The sequence below is a fragment of the Maritimibacter alexandrii genome (assembly GCF_005871115.1).
Taxonomy (GTDB): domain Bacteria; phylum Pseudomonadota; class Alphaproteobacteria; order Rhodobacterales; family Rhodobacteraceae; genus Maritimibacter; species Maritimibacter alkaliphilus.
Genome location: NZ_SWKQ01000009.1, coordinates 611,690 through 630,250, shown reverse-complemented (window position 1 = coordinate 630,250; position 18,561 = coordinate 611,690). Strand labels below are relative to the sequence as shown.

Sequence of the window (18,561 nt, the reverse complement as noted above, 5' to 3'; positions counted from 1 at the left end):
CGGCCCCCGTTGCAGGTGCCCGCACATGGGATAGGGTGGCGCGGTCGACAATCTGACCGGAGCCAACATGAGCCTGACATTCGCCGCACCGACCGATGATGCCATTCCCCTGACGCTCGTGGCGAAGGAGTCGCTTGCGAAGGTCAAGGAAACCCTGCCGGACAGCCATGCGGCATGGCTCGACGCAAGCGGCTATTCCGCAGGTCTTGGGGCGGTGCTCGTCTTGCTGGGCAAAGACGGCAAGATCGACGGCGCTCTCGTCGGATTGGGCGATGCCAAGGCGCGCGCGCGAATGCGGTTCGGCACGGCAAAGGCCCGCGCGGCGCTGCCGGAGGGCACCTACCGGCTTGTCACGGACCTGACCGGCCACGCGCTTGACGAGGTCGCGTTGGGCTGGCTTCTCGCCGGTTACACCTTCGAGAAATACGCCAAGCACCCCGCGCCCAAGGCGGGGCTGATCGCGCCCGATGGGGTCGATGCGGCCCGGGTGCAGGCCATCGCGGCGGGTGAGGCATTGACCCGCGATCTCATCAACACGCCCGCAGGTGATATGGGGCCGGCGGACCTTGCCGATGCGGCCCGTGCGCTGGCGGACGAATTCGGCGCCGAGATCGACGTGATCGTCGGCGATGATCTGATCGAACAGAATTTCCCGATGATCCATGCGGTCGGCCGCGCCGCCGTGCGTGCGCCGCGCCTGATCGACATGCACTGGGGCGAAAGCGGGCCCACCCTGACGCTGGTGGGCAAAGGCGTGTGCTTCGACACCGGGGGGCTCAATCTGAAACCGGGCGCGTCGATGGGCCTTATGAAAAAGGACATGGGCGGCGCGGCGACCGTGCTTGGCCTCGCGCGGATGATTATGGCGCTGGGGCTGAAACTGCAATTGCGCGTTCTGATCCCCGCGGTCGAAAACGCCGTCTCGGGCGATGCTTTCCGGCCGGGCGATATCCTGACCAGCCGCAAGGGGCTGACGGTCGAGATCAACAACACCGACGCCGAGGGGCGGCTGGTGCTAGCCGATGCGCTGGCGCTGGGGGACGAGGATATGCCGGACCTGATGGTTTCGATGGCGACGCTGACGGGGGCCGCGCGGGTGGCGGTCGGCCCGGACCTCGCCCCATTCTATGCGACGGACGGGATGGATGCCGACGCGCTGCGCGTGGCCGCGCCGAAAGTGGCGGACCCGGTCTGGGAAATGCCGTTCTGGACGCCGTATGACGCAATGATCGAACCGGGGATCGCCGACCTCGACAACGCGCCGAAGGGCGGTTTCGCGGGGTCGATCACGGCGGCCCTGTTCCTGAAACGCTTCGTGACCGACACCGACAGATACGTGCATTTCGATATCTTCGGCTGGCAGCCTGCGGCGGCCCCGGCACGGCCCGTCGGCGGCGTGGGACAGGGCGCGCGCGCGCTCCTCGAAGCCCTGCCCGGGATGCTGAAGCTGTGACGGACCGTCGGCTTCTGAAATCGAACGGTCGGGTCGCGCATATTTCTTTGCGGGGTCAGGTCGACGCGGAAGCCTTTGTCGAAGGCGAGCGGCGAAGTGTGGCCGTTCCCGTCGCCACGCTCAGAGATGCCTTGGACCCCGCCAAACGTCTGCGGGAACTGGTGCTTCACGACACCTTCGTCGTGCTCGACGAGTCGGATGGGCGCTGCTTCGGGTTTGCCGAGAAAGACGGATATGTCGGCACCATCGCGTCCGACCTGCTCGCCGAACCCGGATTTGAGCCGACCCACGTCGTCTCGGCACGTCAGAGCTATCTGGTCGGTTCGCCCGAACTCAAGACCGGAGACGAGGCATTGCCGATTTCGCACGGCTCCCAACTGACCGTCTTCGCCACGCATGAGGGCGGTCGTTGGGGCGAGGTGGACATGCGGCGGCGCCCGAGCGAGATCGACGGGCACAAGACCGGACGCACGCAATACGTGCCCATGGCGCACCTGCGGCCCATCGCCGAGGTCGAAAGCGATCCGGTCGCCGTCGCCGAGCGGTTCCTGGGAACGCCTTATCTGTGGGGCGGAAATTCCGGGTTCGGACTGGATTGTTCAGGGCTGGTTCAGGCCGCGTTTCTCGCCTGCGGTCTGACTTGTCCGGGTGACAGCGACATGCAGATGTCACTCGGTGAAGCTGCCGAAGGTCCGGCGCGGCGCGGCGATCTTCTGTTCTGGAAGGGGCATGTCGCGATGGTCGCGGACGAAACGCGGATCATCCATGCCAACGCCCGTGCAATGGGGGTCACATACGAGGACATGGAGGCTGCGATTGCGCGGATCGAGGCGCAGGGCGATGACCCGGTGACGGCGCATCGGCGCCTGCCGTAATCACTCGACCGCGCGGATCAGCTTGCGTTCGAGCACGCGGAGCACCGTCTTGAGGTCCGCGCCACGTTTCAGGATCTGCCCGTCCATGCCGATGACCGAATACTGGCCCTGCTTTCCGCGCAGCTTCGGTCGTTTCTCGATCCGGTAAAGCGGGTTTTCGGCGGCTCTGCGGAACACCGAAAAGATCGCGACGTCTTTCAGGAAACTCATGCCGTAGTCGCGCCATTCGCCGGCGGCGACCATGCGTCCGTATAGGCCAAGAATGATGGAGAGCTCGTGGCGGTTGAATGCCACCTTCTCGTCTACGTTACGAGGGAACGGAGTGGGCGCGTTCATGGGGTAAGCCTGCGCCCAATTCGACGGTAAATCAATCCCCGGATGAGTGCGCCCGATTCACGACACAAAAAGACCGCTGGTTTACCGCGGGTCGCCCAAAATGGCGCCGCGATTGGTATGCAAACCTGACCCTCGAAGCGCAAGCTTCCCCGGTGCCGCGTCAACAGCCCCCACCCAGTTTGCGGCGCCGGGATCCAAAACCCCACCCCAAGCGGTGGGGTTTTGCATTTTTCCGCCTATGCGCCGGAAACAAGGGCGCTTGTTTTGCTTGATTGTGTTGGCGATTTGCGCGGGGCGGGCTGCTCCGTCGTGCAAGGCTGGGCCGCCTTGCTAAAATCAGGGTCTTCAGCCCACCAGCGCGATGACGCCCGCGACCGTGAAGATCGACACGGCGGTCGAGACGAGGATCGCCGCAGACACGCGCATCGGTGCCACCCCGTAATGCTGGGCGAGGATGAAGACGTTGCCCGCAACGGGCAGGGCCGCCGTCGCGATCATGACCTTGGCCGAGAAGGCGTCGAGCGTGAATACGAAGATCGCCATGACGGCCACCGCCGCGGGATGCAGGACCAGTTTGGCGAAGGACAGCCAGACCGCGACCGACAGCCGTTCGGCCGATTTCGAGGCGAGCGAGGCGCCGATGGCGAAGAGCGCGCCGGGCGTGGCCGCCGCCCCCAGAAGCGTCAGCATCTCGGTGACGGGGCCGGGGAGCGGAATGCCCGTGGCCGACCACGAAAAACCGGCGACGATGGACACGATCATCGGGTTCTTCACCAGCCCCATCGCCACGGTGCCCAGAACCTTGGGGCTGACGCGTCCGTCACGCGTTCCCGTGATGAGGATCACGATGAGCGACGAGAACACGACGAGGTCCACGGCAAGGCACAGCATGACCGGCCCGATCGCCTCTTCCCCGAACAGAAGCGCCAGCATGGGCACGCCAAGGAAGCCGGTGTTGCCGATCACGGCGCATTGCGCCTCGACCGCCGCCTGTTCCACGCCGATGCGGCGAACGAGGGCGACGATGGTCGCGACGATGTAGATGGCCGAGGTGCCGATCAGGTAGGCCCAGATGAACGGCCAACTCACCACGTCGCCCAGATTGAGCGTGGCCGAGAACCTGAGCAGCATCGCCGACAGGGCGAAGTAGAACACGAACTTGGTCAGTGCCGCCGTCGCTGCTTCCGAGAAAAAGCCCGTGCGCCCCGCGAGATAGCCAAGCGCGATCACGGCGAAGAAGGGAAGAACCTGGATAAGGACAGCGACCATGACCTGCCCCTAGCATGACCTGCGGGCGGCCACCATCCTCAAGCGAAGGCGCCGTGACAGAACCATCCGGCGCTCTGCGCGGCACCGTGGGCGAAGTAGAGCCACAGCCGTTCGCCCCGCGTCGTCGTCACCACCCAGTAGTCGCGCTGCCCGGTGCGCCAGGCGGGATCGTCCAGCCACCATTCCGGGGCGAGCCGTTCCGGGCCAAAGGCGCTGGCCACCCCGTGATCGCGTCCGCGCCAGCGAAAGGTCTCGGGCAGATGGGGCAGGTCGGGGATCATCACCGGCTCCGGCGGCCACATCCTGAGGGGCCGTTCGCGGGCCGGGGCCTGCCAGTTCGTCGCGGGCTGGGAAAAGGCGGCGGCCAGCACGGTGGCGCCCTTTTCGGGGATATGGCTTTCCGCCGGGTGCAGGCGCACCATCGCCTCCAGCCCCAGCCGCGTGCCGATCCGCCCCAGAAGGTCGTCGAGCGCCGCGCCCGGACCACGGTTCGACACAGTCGCGCCCGCCTCCAGATGCCCGCGATGCTGGGTGGCGTGCACCGGCTCGTGACTGGTCACAACCAGCCGCACCGCGTCGATGCCGAAGCCCGCGTCGACGTCGGACAGCTTCATGCCCAACAGCGGACGCATCCGATGCGGGTCGGCGGTGGGGCGGGCCAGCCCGATCTCGACCGCCTGCATGGTGTGGTCGGACCGCGAGAATTCGGCCCTGACCCGCCGTGCGCCCCGGCCCGCGCGGGTCAGGCGGTCGCACAGCTCCGGCAGCAGGCGGTCGAAACAGGCGAGCAGATCCTCCTCCAGCCCGATGGGGTCGGGCAGGCCCATGCGCACGGCGAAGCGCACCGGCGGGCGGGCGGGCGAGACGGGTTCGGGTTCGACGCCCAGCGCCTGATCCAGCCGGCGCACCATGTGCCGCCCGAACCGGCGGGCCAGACCTGCGCGCGGCGTGCCGAACAGGTCGTCGATCCGGCGCAGCCCCAGCCGCGTCAGCCCCTCGACCGTCTCCGTTTCAAGCCGGAGCGCGGCGACGGGCAGGGGGCCGATGGCCTGTCTGGTCTGTCCCACGGGTGCGATGCGCGGGGCGACCGACTGCGTGGCGGGCTTGGGGGCCGTGCCGCCGCGCGTCCAGTGTTTGCGCTTCACGGCACGGGATCGTGTCGCGCGCGCCTCCTGATCGATGGCGTCGCCGGAGCGGTGGCCGCTGCCCGCCACATTCGCGAACCGCGCCAGCGCCCATGCCGCGCCCAGCGTGTCGGCCAGCCCCAGCCGAACGGTCAGCCCCAGCGTGGTGCATTCCCGGTCGATCTCGGCGGCAAGCTCGTCTTCGCCGCCGAACAGATGCGCGCAGCCGGTGATGTCGAGGATCAGGCCGTCGGGCGCCTCTTCCGAGACCCACGGGCTGAAACGCCCCGCCCAGCGGCGGAGCGTGGTGAGGAACGCGGCCTCGGCCACCGGATTGGCGGGCCGCGAGGTGAGGCCCGGACACATCGCCCGCCCGTCGCGCAGAGGCTGGCCAAGGGTCAGGCCCGCCGCCTGCGCTTCCGCGTTCATCGAGGCGATCACCTGCGCCCCGCGCTGATCCTCGACCACGACGAAAGGCCCCGCGGGCAGGCCGCGATCGAGACGCAGCAGGCGCTCGGCGGCGAGGCGGGGGAACCACAGCGACAGATGGCGTTTGGCAGGCATGGCGGGCGGCAGCGCGGCTAATGTTCACTTAATGTTCTCATAGGCGAACCGCAGGGCCGGAGTCGAGTCCCGGCAGTCCCCCGCCTCCTGACGGGGATGTGACTATGCAATCATGCCGCACCCGCTAAGGTGACCTGGAGACGCGCAAAACATATTGATCGCAAAGGGAAATCCAGATGAACGTCAAGACACTCCTTGCTTCCGCCGCTCTGGCCACGGCCACTTTCGGCATCGCGGCCCATGCCGAGTCGGACAACCCAACCATTCAGGCGCGGCAGCAGGCGATGAAAACCATCGGCCAGAATTTCAAAATCGTCGGCGACACGGCCAAGGGCACGATGGAATTCGACGCGGCCGCCATTCAGGCCGCTCTCACCACGATCTCCGAGACGGCGGCCACGGTGCCCACGTTGTTCGAAGAAGAGGTGGTGGACGCCGAAAGCGATGCGTCGGACGACATCTGGGCCAACTGGGACGATTTCGTGAGCAAGGCCGAGGCGCTTCAGGCCGCGGCGGCAGATGCGTCCGGCATGGTGTCGAGCGCGGATGATCTTGGTGCGGTGATGGGCTCGGTCGGCGGGGCCTGCGGCGCCTGCCACAAGCCCTACAAGCTGTAAGTCTGGCAGGGCGTACAACGGGCGCCCCGCACAGCCCTTAAGGGGAACGGATCACCCGCACCAGATGCGGGTGATGACCTCGTTCTCGTCCAGATCGACGTTAAGGCGGTTTTCCAGATAATCCCGCGTCACCGCATCGCCGGGCCGGATGATCCGGAGGTCCGGCCATTCGATCCGCGTGTTGGCATAGGGCTGGCCCACGAACTCCTGAAATGCCGGAGCCGGGCAAACGCCCAGTTGCCCGCTCGGATCATAGGTCACCGTCGCCCCCTGCTCGCACGCGGCGAGCGCGAAGGCCGCGATGGCGAGCGCGCCCCACTTCATCCGCAATAGACCTTGGTGATGATGCCCGCCTCGTCGGTGTCGATATTCAGCCGGTCCGCGCGATAATCCATGGTCACCATCGAACCGGGCTCGAGGATACGAAGATCCTTGGATCGCACGAGTTCGGGGTGGTTCGAGATGTCGTCACCGACAAGCGATTGCATCTGGTCGGCCGCGCAAAGCTGCGGTTCGGGCATGGGCGCCGATGCGACGGGAGCCTCGGTCTGGCAGGCGGCGAGCGCCAGAAGCGCGGCGGGGATGAGGGCGAATTTCCACATGCTTCCTAGATATCCGTCCTTGGCGCAGGCGCAAGGCCATGCCATTGAACGGACGCGAATATTCGCCCAAGGTAGACGAAAGCGATTAGGGAGAGTTCTTATGAAAACGCGCGCCGCCGTTGCCACGCAGGCCGGTAAACCCCTTGAAATCATGGACGTGAACCTGGCCGGGCCGAAAGCCGGCGAAGTGCTCGTCGAGATCAAGGCCACCGGCATCTGCCACACCGACGAATTCACCCTGTCCGGTGCGGACCCCGAAGGGCTTTTCCCGGCCATTCTGGGGCATGAGGGCGCGGGGGTCGTTGTCGAGGTCGGCGAGGGCGTGACGACGGTGAAGCCGGGCGATCACGTCATTCCGCTCTACACGCCCGAGTGTCGCGAATGCTATTCCTGCACCTCCGGCAAGACGAACCTGTGCACCTCGATCCGTGCGACGCAGGGACAGGGCGTCATGCCGGACGGGACCAGCCGTTTCACGACGCTCGATGGCGACCCGATCCTGCACTACATGGGCTGCTCGACGTTTTCGAACCACACGGTGTTGCCCGAAATCGCGCTCGCCAAGGTGCGTGAGGACGCGCCGTTCGACAAGATCTGTTACATCGGCTGCGGTGTGACTACGGGCATCGGCGCCGTCATCAATACCGCCAAGGTGGAGATCGGCGCGACCGCCGTGGTGTTCGGGCTGGGCGGGATCGGTCTGAACGTCATTCAGGGGCTGCGCCTTGCCGGGGCCGACATGATCATCGGCGTCGACATCAACCCGTCGAAAAAGGAAATGGCCGAGAAATTCGGCATGACCCATTTCGTGAACCCGAAGGAGCTGGACGAGGATATCGTCCCCTATCTGGTCAACCTGACCAAGCGGCGCGGCGACCTGATCGGTGGGGCGGATTACACATTCGATTGCACCGGGAATACCACCGTCATGCGTCAGGCGCTGGAAAGCGCACATCGCGGCTGGGGTGAATCGATCATCATCGGCGTCGCGGCGGCGGGGGCCGAGATTTCGACCCGTCCGTTCCAGCTGGTCACCGGCCGCGTCTGGAAGGGCACTGCCTTCGGCGGCGCCAAGGGCCGCACCGACGTGCCGAAGATCGTCGACTGGTACATGGACGGCAAGATCGAGATCGATCCGATGATAACGCACACCATGCCGCTCGACGAGATCAACACCGGCTTCGACCTGATGCACAAGGGCGAGTCGATCCGGTCGGTGGTGCTTTACTGACCCACGCCAGACGGCGTCGGAAAAAACGGCCGGAACCGCAGGGCGGTCTCCGGCCGTTGTCTTTCGGTGAGCAGCCACTATCGGAGGACACATGACCCCCTTGGACGTCATCGAACTGACCATAGGCGCGGTGATCGTCGTCTATGTTTTCGTCGATTTCATTTTCACCACCATCGGAACGAACGTCTATTACTTCGTCTCCCATCGGCTTGCCCGTGGCGTGTTCGCGCTGCATCGAACGCTGCCCGACCTGCGCTGGAAATATCACGTCGTCGGTCCACTTTGCATGAGCGTCGTCGCGATCTGGTGGATCGCCGGGCTGGCAGTGGGCTGGACCATGATCCTCCACGCACTCGAACCCGGTATTCTGCGCCAAGGGCCGGAAACGCCGGCCTCGCTGATCGGGGCGCTGTCCCACGCCGGGCACATGCTGTCCACGGTCGGCGGCGGGATCACCAAGGCCGGGTCCATGGCGTCCGCGCTCTTGGGTGTCATGGCGGCGGTGACGGGTATGGTGGTTCTGACCCTGTCGGTCAGTTTCATCCTGTCGACGACACAGACCGTGCTGGCCGGTCGGTCGCTTTTGATGCTGACCCATGCCATTCCGCCGGAGGACGTGGATTTCAAAAGCACGATCCTGCCCGATGTGGCGAGCCTCGTGTCCAACATCAATTCCGCGCCTTTCGCGCTGTTCTACAGCCATCCCGAGCCGGAAATGCGCCTGCCCGGTGCTCTCGCCTCGCTCTATCGCCAGACCGAAGGGGACACGCGCGCGGCGCTGGATCGGATACTGAGCCGCATCGCGCTGGTCGAACGGCTGGACGGTCCCGGTGATCTGGACGACTGGGCGAAACAATACGACATCGCAAGCGGGTGACGGCAGCGACCAAGTAGGATACCGAAGGCGCAGCCATACGAAGGACAGCCCGACATGCCCGAAACCAAGCCTCTTCTCGCCGTCCTGATCGACGCCGACAATATCCCCGCCCGCTTCGCGGATGGCGTGTTGAAGGAGATCACGACCTATGGCGAGCCTGCGCTGCGCCGCGTCTATGGCGACTGGTCCTCGCAAAGGCTTGGCCCCTGGAAATCCAAGGTGCAGGAACTGGGGATGGTCGCGCATCAGGAAAGCGCGAATACCAAGGGCAAGAATGCCTCCGACATCGGTCTCGTGATCGACGCGATGGACCTTTTGCACACCGGGCGGTTCGACGGTTTCGTGCTCGTCTCGTCCGACAGCGACTTCACCGCATTGGCCAACCGCATCCGTGAACAGGGGCTGACCGTGATCGGGATCGGCGAGGGCAAGACGCCGGAAAGCCTGCGCAACGTCTGTTCGCGCTTCGTCATGATCGAGAACATCGTGGATGAAGAGGCCGAGAAACCCGCCGAGAAGAAAAAGGGCAAGCGCGATCCGATGGATGCGCTGCCGCTGATCTTCGGGGCGATGGCCAAGATCGATCAGGATGGCGAGTGGTTCCAGCTTGGCGTCGTCGGCCAGACCATTCAGGCCGACAACCGGGACTTCGACACCCGCAGTTACGGTCGCGCGAAATTGTCGGACCTGATCCGCGACACCAAGCGGTTCGAGATGAAGCGCGAGGGGAACCACGTCTACGTCCGCCGTCTGGACTGAGGCCGCGACAAGCTGGACCCTTGAACTTGGCGGGCGCGTCGCTAGTTTGGAATCGTTCCAAACAGGTGTGCATATGGTTCCCGGATTCTCATTCTCCCGCCGTCGGTTCTCCGACCTGTCCGAGCAGGAAGTGCTCGCGCTCGCCATTTCCAACGAAGAGGATGATGCGCGCATTTACCGCCAGTATGCCGAGCGTCTGCGTGAGGAATATCCTTCCTCCGCGAAGGTGTTCGATGAAATGGCGGCGGAAGAGGACAACCATCGCAAATGGCTGATCGACGAGCATGAGCGCCGTTTCGGCACGGTGATCCCCTTGGTCCGGCGTGAGCATGTGGCGGGTTATTTCCAGCGCCAGCCGGTGTGGATGATCGAAAACCTCGGGCTGGAGCGGATGCGGGCGCAGGCGCGCGAGATGGAGCGGCAGGCGGAACAATTCTACCGCAAGGCCGCCGACCGTTCTTCCGATGCCGCCACGCGCAAGCTTCTGGGTGACCTCGCGGCTGCCGAGGCCGGGCACAATGACGTGGCCGGGCAGCTCGAACGCAAATACCTGTCGGGCGAGGCGCGGGAGCAGGAGGACGAAGCGGCGCATCGCCAGTTCGTCCTCACATGGGTGCAGCCGGGGCTGGCGGGCCTCATGGATGGGTCGGTGTCGACGCTGGCCCCGATCTTCGCGACCGCGTTCGCGACGAAAGACCCGCAGACCACGCTTTTGGTCGGTCTGGCGGCGGCGGTCGGCGCGGGCATCTCGATGGGCTTCACCGAGGCCGCGTCGGATGATGGCGAACTGTCGGGGCGCGGCTCTCCGGTCAAGCGCGGGGTGGCATCGGGGCTGATGACCACGCTCGGCGGTCTGGGCCACGCGCTCCCCTACCTGATCTCGGATTTCTGGACCGCCACGATCATCGCCATCATCGTGGTGTTCGTCGAGCTTTGGGCGATCGTGTGGATTCAGAACAAATACATGGCGACGCCCTTTTTCCGCGCCACGTTCCAAGTGGTGCTGGGGGGTGCGCTGGTGTTCGCGGCAGGGGTGCTTATCGGGGGCGGTTGACGCCCCCGAGGCCTCAGACCGGGTTGACCAGTTTTCCTTCGGCGAAGAACGACAGGATGTTGTCCACCGCCAGCATCCCCATCGCCGTGCGCACCTCAAGCGTCGCGGTGCCGAGATGGGGCAGGAGCGTCACGTTCTCCATCGCTCTCAGCGCCTCGGGCACCTCAGGCTCGTTCTCGTAGACGTCGAGCCCGGCCCCGCCGATGTCGCCCGCCTGAAGCGCGGCGATGAGCGCGGCCTCATCGACAACATCCCCGCGTGAGATGTTCACGAAGATCGCATGGTCCGGCATCGACGAGAACACCTCGCGCCCGATCAGGTGATGCGTCTCGGCCCCGCCCGGAACGGCGACGACAAGGAAATCGGCAAGCGCCGCCACATCCTCCAGCCGTTCACGCTGGCGCGCCGGGAACCCGACCTTCTTGGGCGAACGGTTGTAGAAGATCACGTCCATGCCGAAACCGTGGTGGCAGCGTTTCGCTATCGCCTGACCGATCCGGCCCATGCCGATAACGCCCAGCGTCTTGCCGGTGACGTGCTGGCCGAGCATCTGCATCGGACCCCAGCCCTCCCACTGACCGGCCCGCACGATCCGCTCGCCTTCGCCCGCACGTCGCGCGGTCATCAGGATCATCGTCATCGCGATATCCGCCGTCGCATCCGTCACCGCGCCGGGGGTATTGGACACCGCCACCCCATGCGCCTGGGCCGCCGCCACGTCGATATGGTTGTAACCGACCCCGAAATTGGCGAGCAGCTTGCAGCGGATGTCGCCCGCCGCCTCGAACACCTCGCGCGAGAACGCGTCGCCCAGTGTCGGCAGCACCGCATCGAACCCGGTAAGAGCCGCCAGCATCTCATCCCGGTCGAGCGGTTCGGTCGACTCCCGCAGGGTCACGTCGTGGGCCGCGCCCAGTTTGTTCAGCACGGCGTCGGGCAGGGGGCGGGTGACGAGGATCTCCATCAGAAAAGCCGCCCGCCGTTGGGCACGGACTTGTCCGGGGTGATGAGCACCACCTCGCCATCCGCGTCCGGCACGCCGAGGACGAGGATTTCCGACATGAACTTGCCGATCTGACGTGGCGGGAAATTCACCACCGCCATGACGCCCATGCCGATCACGCTGGTCTCGGTGTAGTGCTTGGTGATCTGGGCCGAGGATTTCTTGACCCCGATCTCTTTGCCGAAGTCCACCCACAGCTTGATCGCGGGCTTGCGCGCCTCGGGGAACGGCTCGGCCTTGACCACCGTGCCTTTGCGCACGTCGACCTTCAGGAAATCGTCAAAGCTGATTTCGCTCATGCGCCCAGTTCCTTGTCGCGCTTGATCGCGGCCTCGACCGCGCGTTCCAAGAGCGGCGGAAAGCCGTCGGTCTCGTTCATCAACACTTCGAGCGCGGCTTGCGTCACGCCGTTGGGCGAGGTCACGTTGACGCGCAATTGGCCCGGGTCTTCGTCGGCGTTCTCGGCCAGATGCCCGGCGCCCGCGACAGTCGCTTTTGCCAGTTGCAAGGCCAGTTCCGGCGCCAGCCCATTCGCCTCGCCCGCCGCCGCCATCGCTTCGATCAGGTGGAAGGTATAGGCAGGCCCGCAGCCGGAAATCGCGGTCACCGCACTCATCTGCTCTTCGCTTTCCAGCCGCACGACCTGACCGACGGCGGACAAGAGCGCCTCGGCCAGATCGGCGTGATCGGTACCCGCCGCGCCGTTCCCGATGATCGCGGTCACGCCACGGCCCACGGCGGCAGGCGTGTTGGGCATCGCGCGCACGATGGGGGTCCGATCGCCCAGCATGTCCTCATAGGTGGCGATGGTGATCCCGGCGGCGACCGAAACGAACAGGGTGGACCCGTTTCCCATCGCCTTCAGCGTCGGCAGCGCATCGGCCATCATCTGCGGTTTGACCGCGACCAGAACGACCGCAGGCGCAGGCGGCAGATCGGCGTTCAGGTTCAGACCCTCCAGCCCCTGCAACCATTCCGACGGCTTCGGGTCGTTCACCCAGACCGACGTGGCGGGAAGGCCACCATCCAGCCAGCCCTTGAGCATCGCCGAGCCCATCTTGCCGCAACCCAGAAGGACCATGCCCTTCTCGCGGATGTCGTTCATGTCCATCGCTTGTCTCCTTCGTCGGCGCGGAGACTAGGCGGGCGGCACCCGGTGCGCAATGCGGATACGAAAACAGGGGGCCGAAGCCCCCCGTCGCCGTTCATTGGAGATGAATTTCGTCAGGCGCGACCGTATGCCTCGGCCATCGCGATCTGCATGGCGGCTTCGACGCTCTTGTCGCCCCAGTTGACCAGTTGGAAGGCCGGGTAGAAGCGTTCGCAATTCTGGACGGCCGAGGAAATCAGGCGTCCGATCTGCTCGGGCCCGGCCATCTGCCCGCCGGCCAGAACGAGGCCGTAGCGGAACACCATCAGGCGCTGTTCGTGCCAGTAGGTGAAGGCCCCGTCCCACACCATGTCGTTGGTGGCGTTGAGCGCCTCGTAGAGCATGGCGAGTTTTTCTTCGGGCGGCTCCATCTCGAACGTCGTGATGAGCCGGAGCGTTTCGTCGTAGGGGCTCCAGGCGAGCGTGATCGAGTAGGTGCGCCACTGACCTTCGACCGCCATCGCGATCTGGTCGTCGGCCACACGGTCGAAGTCCCAGGCGTGGCTTTCCGCGAGAGTTTCTACGATGTCGATTGGATGCAGGTCTTCCGCTTCGAGATAGTGCTCGGTCGCCGCCATGGCTTGCCCCTTCTGCTCGCTTCAGCCTTTGCGGATGCAGAAACGCAATGGCTGGTTGCCTGTACAGGGTGTGGCGTCTAGTGCGCCCCATCCCTACTAGATATCGTGTGATATTCGTTGACTCCTGTAAAGGAGAAAGTCAAAAATCCGCTTTTTCCTAACGAATCGAGTCGCTTGAGGACTCGCGACTTGCACAAATCACGCAATTTTTTCGAGATTTCCGGGCGTTAACCATCGTCACGTGCGCGAATTGCAGCCGAACGGCGCGGGCCGTTCCGGCAGGTTGGTGCCGGGTCGGACGGCGCGGCCCGCGATGCGCTCAGGCGGCGCTGCCCCGGATCATGTCGGCGGCCTTTTCTGCGATCATGACGGTGGGCGAGGCGGTGTTGCCCGAGGTGATCGTCGGCATGACGCCCGCATCGACGACCCGCAAACCGTCGATCCCGTGGACCTTGAGGTCCGGTCCGACGACGGCCATGGGGTCGGTTCCCATCTTCGTGGTGCCGACCGGATGAAAAATGGTCGAAGCGATGTCGCCCACGCTGCGCAAGAGGTCCGCATCCGTGGCGATGGCGGGGCCGGGAAGGAATTCCTCCGGCGCGTATTTCGCCATGGCGGGCATCTTCATCAGCTCGCGCGCCTGCTGCACGGATTTGACGGCCACCAGTTTGTCCTTCTCGGCGGAGAGGTAATTCAGCCGGATGTCCGGCTGTTCGCCCGGATCGGTCGAACGCAGATGCGACGTGCCACGGCTTTCGGGCCGGAGGTTGCAGACCGAAACGGTGATGCCGGGGAACGGGTGCAGCGGATCGCCAAGCTTGTCGGTCGTCAGCGGTTGCACGTGATATTCGAGGTCCGGCGTCGCGACGCTGTCGTCCGACCGGGTGAAAATGCCCAACTGCGAGGGCGCCATGGCAAGCGGACCGGAGCGTTTCAGCGCATATTCCATGCCCATGCGGGCCTTGCCGATCAGCGAGTTGGTCAACTGGTTCAGCGTCTTGGCGCCGGTGACCTTGTAGGCGGTGCGGATCTGAAGGTGGTCCTGAAGGTTCTTGCCGACACCGGGCAACGCATGGGCGACATCGATCCCGAAGTCGCCGATCACGTCAGGGTCGCCGATCCCCGAGAGTTCCATGAGCTTGGGAGAGTTGAGCGACCCGGCGGCCAGCAGCACTTCGCCCGCCGTCCGCGCCTCCTGCGCCGCGCCCTTGACGGTCCACCGCACGCCGACCGCGCGCTTGCCATCGAGGATCAGGCTTTCCGCCAGCGCCCCTGTCACCACGCGCAGGTTCGAGCGCCCCTGAGCCGGGCGCAGGAACGCCTTGGCCGCCGACCAGCGCACGCCGCCCTTCTGGTTCACGTCGAAGAAGCCGACACCTTCGTTCAGCCCGTCGTTGAAGTCCGACGAGAACGGGATGCCGAACTGGATCGCGGCTTCCTGCACCGCTTCGAGAATATCCCATTTCAGGCGTTGTTTCTGGACCTTCCATTCGCCGCCGGACCCGTGAAGGTCGGACGCGCCGCCGTAGTGATCCTCGCTCCTGCGGAAATAGGGGAGGACATCATCCCAGCCCCAGCCCGTGTTGCCCAGTTGCCGCCAATGGTCATAGTCCGCCGATTGCCCACGCATATAGATCATGCCGTTGATCGAGGTGCAGCCGCCGACGACCTTGCCGCGGGGATAGGCGAGCGACCGTCCGTTCAGACCCGGTTCCGGCCCGGTGGTCATCATCCAGTCGGTCTTGGGGTTCCCCATCGTATAGAGATACCCGACCGGCACATGGATCCACGGGTAGGTGTCCTTGCCCCCGGCTTCGAGCAGGAGAACGCGGGTGCCCGGATCCTCGCTCAGTCGGTTCGCAAGCACGCATCCGGCGGTTCCAGCGCCGACGATGATGTAGTCCCAGTTGCCGCCGATATCCGCCATGACCCGCTCCCAAGTTTTCAACCGCTTCCATAGTCCCCGTGGCCAAGCTGACGCAAGGTTCGAGGGACGATTTGTTTCGCGTGCGACGAATTGCGCAAAGTGACGGGATCGCTTATTTCATCAGTCATGAGGGCGGGCTATCGGCGCAAGATTCTTGTTGTGCTGGTCATGACGGTGGTTGCCGTCGTGACCGGACCCTTTGGCACATTCTTCGATCTCACCATTCTCGAACGGGCCTATTACTGGCCCGTCGCACTGGTGTTCATCACGGTGCCGATGATCGCGCTGACCGAGTTGACGCTTTACCGCCTGCCCGGAAACCTGCACCCGATCCTGCGCATCGCTGTCGGTGCCTTTATCGCCGGGCCGATCGGCGCGACCGCGCTCTTGGTGCTCGATACGATGGTGCGGCATGCCGAGTTCACGCCCTACAACCTTGGCTTCCGGTGGGTGTTCGTGACCCTGATCGGCTTCGGGGTCGGGGTGTTCGAGGGCTATCTGCGCCCGATGTACCACGCCGCCCCCGAGCCTCAGCCCGACGCCGAAAAGACCGCGCCGAAACCGGCCGAACCGGAGTCGCCCCTGTTCGTGCGCAACCTCGAACCCGAACTTGGGACCGAGCTGATCTCGATCACGACGCAGGACCATTATCTCGATGTCGTCACCTCGAACGGTGCCGGCCGCATTCTCAAGCGTATGTCCGACGCGCTCGCAGAGCTGAACGGCTATCCGGGTATGCAGATTCATCGGTCGCACTGGGTTGCGCTTCACGCGGTCGAGCGGGTCGAGAAGGACGGGCGCAAATGTCAGGTGGTTCTGAAAAACGGCACGACGCTGCCGGTCAGTCGCCCGAACGTGCCTGTCCTGACGGAAGCGCTGGAAAAACGCTAGGGTTCTCGACACGGGCCGGGCGGATGCCTAGGTCTGTCGGGAAAGGACCCGCCATGACCGCCTATTCCATCCTCGATCTCGCGCCCGTTCCCGAAGGGTCGACGCCCGCAGATGCCCTCGCCAATTCCGTGGACCTTGCCCAGCACGCCGAACAATGGGGCTACACCCGGTACTGGTTCGCAGAGCATCACAATTCGACTGGGATCGCGTCCGCCGCGACCTCGATCATGATCGGTCATGTTGCGGGCAAGACGAACACGATCCGCGTGGGGGCGGGGGGCATCATGCTGCCGAACCACGCGCCGCTCATGGTGGCCGAACAGTTCGGAACGCTTGCGACGCTATATCCCGACCGGATCGACCTTGGTCTGGGCCGCGCGCCGGGCACGGATATGGCGACCGCGCGCGCCCTGCGGCGGATCATGCAGCAGGCGGATACCTTTCCCGAGGATGTGGTCGAACTCATGAGCTATTTCGAACCGCTGACGGAAGGTCAGCGGATCAAGGCGATTCCGGGCGCAGGCACGCGCGTGCCGGTCTATATGCTCGGCTCGTCGCTCTTCGGGGCGCAACTGGCCGCGCATCTGGGCCTTCCCTACGCCTTCGCCTCGCATTTCGCGCCGGACGCGCTGGACGATGCACTTCATGTCTATCGCTCCAACTTCCAGCCCGGTCAGATCGAGAAGCCTTATTTCATGCTGGCGGCCAACGTCTTTGCCGCCGACACCGACGACGAAGGCAAACGGTTGCGCACGTCGATGCAGCAGGCGTTCCTGAACCTGCGCACCGGCAAGCCGGGGCCTTTGCCGCGGCCCGTCGACGACGCATCGCTCATCGCCACGCCGGATCAACTGGCGATGGTGAACCATGCGCTTCGCGTCACGGCCGTTGGCGGGCCGGACCGGGTGGCCTCGCAACTGAATGCGCTGATCGAGCGCTACCAGCCCGACGAAATGATCCTCACGGGCATGATCCATGACCACGAGGCGCGCAAGACATCGTTCCGCATCGCGGCGGAGGTTCTGTCGGACCGCGCGGGCACCGCTCAGGCGGGTGTCGGCGCGGGTTGAGACAATCGCGCGCAGAACGCTTTCAGCGCGGTCACCGGCGCACTGTCCGGTTCGGCGATTGAGACGTCGGTGCCGATCAGCGTGACCGCCGCCTCGACCTCGCCCTGCCAATTGAGCACCGGGGCCGAGATCGCCGCGAGGCCGGGGATGAGATCGCCGGAAACCCAGGCATAGCCGTCATCGCGCACCTGCGCCGCGATGCTGCGGGCGTCCAGTGACGGCTGCGCGTCGCATTCCTCGGCAAGTTTTGCAGCGATGACGTTTGGTTGGGCCCATGTCAGGAAGGTGCGGCCCGTGGCCGACCCCAGAAGGGGCATGGTCGTTCCCAGTCCAAGCGTGGTGACGATGAACCCGGCGGCACGTTCCCAACGGATGATGGTCGGCCCGAAATTGCCCCAGATCGACAGCATCGCGGTCAGGTTCGTCTCGGCGCACAGGTCGGGCAGGGCATCGGCGGTTCGGTTGACGAAATCGAGCCGCGCCATGGCCGACAGCCCAAGCGCGATGGCACCGGGGCCGAGGTCGTATTTCCCGGACTTGCCCGCCTGCGCCACCAGTCCCGCGTTCACGAAACTGGCGAGGTAGCGGTGCACCTTCGACGCGGGCATGTCGACCCGTCGGGCAAGGTCGGAAAGCGAGAGGGGGGCGTTGGCCTGTGCCATCGCCTCGAGAACCCGCAACGCGCTGTCGAGCGACTGTATCCCGGCACTGTCAGCCATGATCCGCCCCCTCGATCAAAGCGCGCAATTGGTCGGTCGGTGCCGCCGTCAGCCGCCCCTCGCGTTCGGCGAAAATGCCGCGTGTTTCGTAGCCTTCGACCAGAACACGGTCGCCGATCCGCCCGGTGTACGGCACCGTCAGGCTGCGGTTGGCCCAATTGATCGGGCCGAGGTCCAGCGTGAACAGGTCGCCGTCCAGTCCGGGCGACCGGAAGTCCGCGTCAGCGTGCATAAGGCCGATACCGCGCGCGCCCAGTTGTCTGCAAAGTGCTGCGTGGCCGCCGTGGCGCTCCAGCAGGAATGTGTGAAAGCACCTGTCGAACCAGCGAAAGAAGTTGGGATAGAACACGATCCCCGCCGCGTCGCAGTGGCCGAAGCTGATCTGGACGTCGATCTGGAAAAGCGGTGTTTCGGCCATATATTTTTCCGTTCTGTAAAACTTGTTGCATCATGCGGAATCGT

General features: G+C 65.0%; 21 protein-coding genes. 9 read left to right on the top strand and 12 right to left on the bottom strand.

Annotation, left to right across the window (positions count from 1 at the left end; translation table 11 throughout):
• Positions 1-67: 67 nt before the first annotated feature.
• Positions 68-1,453, top strand: a complete 1,386-nt coding sequence (locus FCT00_RS03890) for a leucyl aminopeptidase family protein (RefSeq protein ID WP_138421919.1) — start codon at positions 68-70, stop codon at positions 1,451-1,453.
• 98 nt (positions 1,454-1,551) lie between these two features.
• Positions 1,552-2,328 (top strand): C40 family peptidase, encoded by a 777-nt coding sequence (locus FCT00_RS03885; protein WP_328591391.1) that lies wholly within the window; start codon positions 1,552-1,554, stop codon positions 2,326-2,328.
• Here the strand turns inward: FCT00_RS03885 and FCT00_RS03880 are convergent, their stop codons facing one another.
• From FCT00_RS03880 to FCT00_RS03870, 3 genes are all read right to left on the bottom strand, one after another.
• Positions 2,329-2,664 carry a DUF2794 domain-containing protein gene (locus FCT00_RS03880; RefSeq protein WP_040885109.1) on the bottom strand — a complete coding sequence of 112 codons (336 nt, stop codon included), beginning with the start codon at positions 2,662-2,664 and terminating at the stop codon, positions 2,329-2,331.
• 345 nt (positions 2,665-3,009) lie between these two features.
• Positions 3,010-3,933: an AEC family transporter gene (locus tag FCT00_RS03875; RefSeq protein ID WP_138421917.1), complete on the bottom strand. Its 924-nt coding sequence runs from the start codon at positions 3,931-3,933 to the stop codon at positions 3,010-3,012.
• Between the two features lie 38 nt (positions 3,934-3,971).
• Positions 3,972-5,621, bottom strand: a complete 1,650-nt coding sequence (locus tag FCT00_RS03870) for a Y-family DNA polymerase (protein ID WP_138421916.1) — start codon at positions 5,619-5,621, stop codon at positions 3,972-3,974.
• Between the two features lie 176 nt (positions 5,622-5,797).
• On the opposite strand from FCT00_RS03870, the gene FCT00_RS03865 reads away from it, so the two are divergent.
• Positions 5,798-6,238, top strand: coding sequence for a c-type cytochrome (locus FCT00_RS03865; protein WP_138421915.1), 441 nt, complete (start codon positions 5,798-5,800; stop codon positions 6,236-6,238).
• 51 nt (positions 6,239-6,289) lie between these two features.
• Here the strand turns inward: FCT00_RS03865 and FCT00_RS03860 are convergent, their stop codons facing one another.
• Both FCT00_RS03860 and FCT00_RS03855 read right to left on the bottom strand, forming a co-directional pair.
• Positions 6,290-6,562 carry an I78 family peptidase inhibitor gene (locus FCT00_RS03860; protein ID WP_138421914.1) on the bottom strand — a complete coding sequence of 91 codons (273 nt, stop codon included), beginning with the start codon at positions 6,560-6,562 and terminating at the stop codon, positions 6,290-6,292.
• Positions 6,559-6,840, bottom strand: a complete 282-nt coding sequence (locus tag FCT00_RS03855; RefSeq protein WP_138421913.1) for an I78 family peptidase inhibitor — start codon at positions 6,838-6,840, stop codon at positions 6,559-6,561. The genes FCT00_RS03860 and FCT00_RS03855 overlap by 4 nt, the downstream gene beginning before the upstream one ends.
• A gap of 100 nt (positions 6,841-6,940) precedes the next feature.
• On the opposite strand from FCT00_RS03855, the gene FCT00_RS03850 reads away from it, so the two are divergent.
• The 4 genes from FCT00_RS03850 to mbfA all read left to right on the top strand — a co-directional run bounded on the left by FCT00_RS03850 (position 6,941) and on the right by mbfA (position 10,761).
• Positions 6,941-8,071, top strand: a complete 1,131-nt coding sequence (locus tag FCT00_RS03850) for an S-(hydroxymethyl)glutathione dehydrogenase/class III alcohol dehydrogenase (RefSeq protein ID WP_138421912.1) — start codon at positions 6,941-6,943, stop codon at positions 8,069-8,071.
• Between the two features lie 91 nt (positions 8,072-8,162).
• A complete protein-coding gene (locus FCT00_RS03845) occupies positions 8,163-8,948 on the top strand; it encodes a hypothetical protein (protein WP_138421911.1) in 786 nt (261 codons plus the stop codon).
• A 54-nt stretch (positions 8,949-9,002) separates the two neighbouring features.
• Positions 9,003-9,707, top strand: coding sequence for an NYN domain-containing protein (locus FCT00_RS03840; RefSeq protein ID WP_008333773.1), 705 nt, complete (start codon positions 9,003-9,005; stop codon positions 9,705-9,707).
• Between the two features lie 73 nt (positions 9,708-9,780).
• Positions 9,781-10,761, top strand: coding sequence for an iron exporter MbfA (mbfA, locus tag FCT00_RS03835; RefSeq protein WP_008333776.1), 981 nt, complete (start codon positions 9,781-9,783; stop codon positions 10,759-10,761).
• Positions 10,762-10,774: 13 nt separating this feature from the next.
• Here mbfA and FCT00_RS03830 read toward each other — a convergent pair whose 3' ends face one another.
• From FCT00_RS03830 to FCT00_RS03810, 5 genes are all read right to left on the bottom strand, one after another.
• Positions 10,775-11,725 (bottom strand): 2-hydroxyacid dehydrogenase, encoded by a 951-nt coding sequence (locus tag FCT00_RS03830; RefSeq protein WP_138421910.1) that lies wholly within the window; start codon positions 11,723-11,725, stop codon positions 10,775-10,777.
• Positions 11,725-12,063: a tRNA-binding protein gene (locus FCT00_RS03825; RefSeq protein ID WP_008333779.1), complete on the bottom strand. Its 339-nt coding sequence runs from the start codon at positions 12,061-12,063 to the stop codon at positions 11,725-11,727. The genes FCT00_RS03830 and FCT00_RS03825 overlap by 1 nt, the downstream gene beginning before the upstream one ends.
• The gene (gene proC / locus FCT00_RS03820) at positions 12,060-12,875 is read right to left on the bottom strand and encodes a pyrroline-5-carboxylate reductase (protein ID WP_138421909.1); all 816 of its coding nucleotides are present in this window, start codon (positions 12,873-12,875) and stop codon (positions 12,060-12,062) included. Before proC ends, FCT00_RS03825 begins: the two co-directional genes overlap by 4 nt.
• Positions 12,876-12,988: 113 nt before the next feature.
• Complete coding sequence (locus FCT00_RS03815; protein ID WP_008333781.1) at positions 12,989-13,492, bottom strand: type III secretion system chaperone family protein; 504 nt, start codon at positions 13,490-13,492, stop codon at positions 12,989-12,991.
• A gap of 319 nt (positions 13,493-13,811) precedes the next feature.
• On the bottom strand, positions 13,812-15,419 hold the full coding sequence (locus FCT00_RS03810; protein WP_138421908.1) for a GMC family oxidoreductase: 1,608 nt from the start codon (positions 15,417-15,419) through the stop codon (positions 13,812-13,814).
• 126 nt (positions 15,420-15,545) lie between these two features.
• Here FCT00_RS03810 and FCT00_RS03805 point away from each other — a divergent pair, with 126 nt between their 5' ends.
• Positions 15,546-16,310, top strand: a complete 765-nt coding sequence (locus FCT00_RS03805; RefSeq protein WP_138421907.1) for a LytTR family DNA-binding domain-containing protein — start codon at positions 15,546-15,548, stop codon at positions 16,308-16,310.
• 53 nt (positions 16,311-16,363) lie between these two features.
• Positions 16,364-17,380 (top strand): LLM class flavin-dependent oxidoreductase, encoded by a 1,017-nt coding sequence (locus tag FCT00_RS03800; protein ID WP_138421906.1) that lies wholly within the window; start codon positions 16,364-16,366, stop codon positions 17,378-17,380.
• Here FCT00_RS03800 and FCT00_RS03795 read toward each other — a convergent pair.
• Entirely contained in the window at positions 17,356-18,099 is a 744-nt protein-coding gene (locus FCT00_RS03795; protein WP_138421905.1) for an IclR family transcriptional regulator, read from the bottom strand. The genes FCT00_RS03800 and FCT00_RS03795 overlap by 25 nt on opposite strands.
• Positions 18,092-18,517, bottom strand: a complete 426-nt coding sequence (locus tag FCT00_RS03790; protein WP_138421904.1) for an acyl-CoA thioesterase — start codon at positions 18,515-18,517, stop codon at positions 18,092-18,094. The genes FCT00_RS03795 and FCT00_RS03790 overlap by 8 nt, the downstream gene beginning before the upstream one ends.
• Between the last annotated feature and the right edge of the window lie 44 nt (positions 18,518-18,561).